The following is a 2,490-nucleotide window of genomic DNA, read 5'->3' as shown; positions in this document are numbered from 1 at the left end:
TTGCCGGCTATCTCGGCGTCGAGCAGAAACTGGCGCGCTCGCCCGAGGCGTCGGGCAATGCCTACAAGATCAAGAGCACGCTGCCGAAGACGATGGAGGAGGCGCTCGATCGTTTCGAGGCTTGCGGCCCGGTGCGGGAACTGCTCGGCGAGGATTTCTTCCAGACTTATCTGCGCGTAAAGAGCGTCGAGCTCGACCTGTTCCAGGGCGTGGTGACGAGCTGGGAACGCGACCACCTTCTGCTGAAGGTGTGATCATGGCTTCCAGTTCAACGGGCTTCAATTCGGGCCTCGATATCGCAAAATCCTATTATGTCGCCACCGCCAATCCGGCGCCGGACCATCCGGCGCTGGTCGGCGACGTCGACACCGACCTGGTTGTCGTCGGCGGCGGCTGCACCGGCCTGTCGGCCGCCCTTCACGCCGCCGAGCGCGGGTTGAAGGTGGTGCTGCTCGAAGGCGGCAAGATCGGTTGGGGGGCGTCGGGCCGCAATGGCGGCCAGATGATCCCCGGCCTGCGCAAGGGCGCCAAGGGCCTGGTCAAGCTCTACGGGCCGGAGCGGGCAAAGGTGCTGTTCGATCTTGCGTTCGAGGCGCGTGGGCTGGTGCTCGACATCATCGAGCGCCATGCCATCGATTGCGATCTCAGGCTGACCGGCCATCTGGTCGGCGCGGTCAACGGTTCCGACCTCAAGGATCTCGAGGAAGAGGTCGAGTGCCTGGCTACGGTGATGAAGTTCCCGCACGCCGAAATCCTGTCGGCGGCGGAAGCCCGAGCCAAGGTCGACACACCCTATCATGGCGCGATGTATGAGCCGCTCGGCGGCCACATGCATCCGCTGAACTACACGCTCGGCCTTGCCCGCGCGGCGATTGCTGCCGGCGTCGTCATCCATGAGAATTCGGTGGCGGTGAAGCTGGAGCGTGAGCCTTCGATCCGGATCTCGACGGCAAAGGGATCGGTGCGTGCAAAACATGTCGTGCTGGCCGGTGACGCTCTGCTCGATGGGCTGGAGCCGCGCGTCAACAGCCGCATCATGCCGGTTGGCAACTACATCGTCGCCACCGAGCCGCTGGAGGGCAAGCGCAATGTCATCCCGGCCAATGTCGCGGTGTCCGACACACGCTTCGTCGTCAACTATTACCGGATGTCGGCGGACGGCCGGCTGCTGTTCGGCGGCGGCGAGCGCTACACGCCGTCACCGCCGGCCGATATCGCCGGCTTCGTGCGGCCGCATATGGAAGCCACCTTCCCGCAACTTCAGGGCTGCCGCATCGATCACGCCTGGGGCGGGCTGGTGTCGGTGACGACATCCAGGCTGCCGCATGTCGGGCACTATGGCGAGGTCTATTTCGCGCATGGCTATTCCGGCAAGGGCGTCATCCTGTCGACGCTGTCGGGCAAGCTCCTGGCCGAGGCGATCGCCGGCGACGCCTCGCGGCTCGATCTGTTCTCGACGCTCACCCCGATGCCATTCCCCGGCGGCACGGCGCTGCGCGGTCCGCTCTATGTGCTGGGCATGCTGTGGTATGCCATGCGGGATCGCATCAAGCATTGAGGGTCGGCGGGGCGGCGGCGAATTGCAAAACGCCGCGATCCTTCGCGCCCCCCTCAGTCCTGCCGGACATCTCCCCCTCAAGGGGGGAGATTGGCAGATTGGTGGCTTCGCCCATTCCTGCGTCGTTGGAGATTGGCGAAAGCCGGCGTGACGTCCGATCTCCCCCCAAGAGGGGGAGATGCCCGGCAGGGCAGAGGGGGGCGCTGTCCCGCCGACGGTGAAGGTTGTTGGAGAAGGCCTCTTAAACCACAAAAAAATCTTCAATCCGCTGCCTGGCCTCCAGCAGCGCCGGCAGAATCTCCCGCTCCATCTCCGCGACGGAGAACCGCGCCGATTGCGTCGAGACGTTGATGGCCGCGACCGTGCGTTCTGCGCGGTCGAGGATCGGCACGGCGATCGAGCGCAGGCCGAGTTCCAGTTCCTCGTCGACGATGGCAAAGCCGTCCGCTTTCGCCTTGCCGATGGCGTTGGCTAACAAACACCTGTCGGTGATCGTCTTCGGCGTCCGTCTCTCGATCGTCGCCTGGCCGAGGAATGCGTCCAATTCCTGAGGCGTCAGACCGGCAAGCAGGATGCGTCCCATCGAGGTGCAATAGGCCGGCAGCCTGGTGCCGACATCGAGCGACACGCTGAGGATGCGGCGGCCGGGAATACGGGCGACATAGACGACATCGGCACCCGACAGGATCGCCGCCGAACAGGCCTCGTTCAGCTGTGCGGCGACCGCGCGCATGATGGGTGCGGCGAAGGCCCAGAGCGAGGCGCCGCCGAGCCAGGTGCGGGCGATCGTCAGCAAGCGTGGCGACAGCGAGAACACGCGGCCGGCTTGCGTTGCATAGCCGGTGGCGGTGAGCGTCAGCAGAAAGCGGCGGGCGCCGGCGCGGGTCAGGCCCGCTTCCTCGGCCATTTCGGTCAGCGTCATGCCCGAGGGA

2 protein-coding genes and 1 pseudogene are annotated in these 2,490 nt (G+C 65.6%); 2 read left to right on the top strand and 1 reads right to left on the bottom strand.

Translation table 11 applies throughout. The features are described from left to right. Both EN994_RS26995 and EN994_RS26990 read left to right on the top strand, forming a co-directional pair. Positions 1-254 (top strand): annotated as a pseudogene (locus tag EN994_RS26995) (glutamine synthetase); the annotation flags it as partial. Between the two features lie 2 nt (positions 255-256). Beyond that, positions 257-1,558, top strand: a complete 1,302-nt coding sequence (locus EN994_RS26990; RefSeq protein ID WP_063169492.1) for an FAD-binding oxidoreductase — start codon at positions 257-259, stop codon at positions 1,556-1,558. A gap of 241 nt (positions 1,559-1,799) precedes the next feature. Here the strand turns inward: EN994_RS26990 and EN994_RS26980 are convergent. After that, positions 1,800-2,490: IclR family transcriptional regulator C-terminal domain-containing protein (locus tag EN994_RS26980; RefSeq protein WP_127307951.1), on the bottom strand; the 691-nt coding region annotated here is incomplete at its 5' end.

The organism is Mesorhizobium sp. M7A.F.Ca.CA.002.09.1.1 (genome assembly GCF_003998555.1).
Lineage (GTDB): Bacteria > Pseudomonadota > Alphaproteobacteria > Rhizobiales > Rhizobiaceae > Mesorhizobium > Mesorhizobium ciceri.
Note: the sequence above shows the minus strand (reverse complement) of the source record. Positions and strands in the feature narration are given on the sequence as shown.

Bases quoted from the DNA above. Each gene is read 5' to 3' on its own strand.
- EN994_RS26990 (WP_063169492.1), top strand. From the start codon at position 257: ATGGCTTCCAGTTCAACGGGCTTCAATTCGGGCCTCGATATCGCAAAA.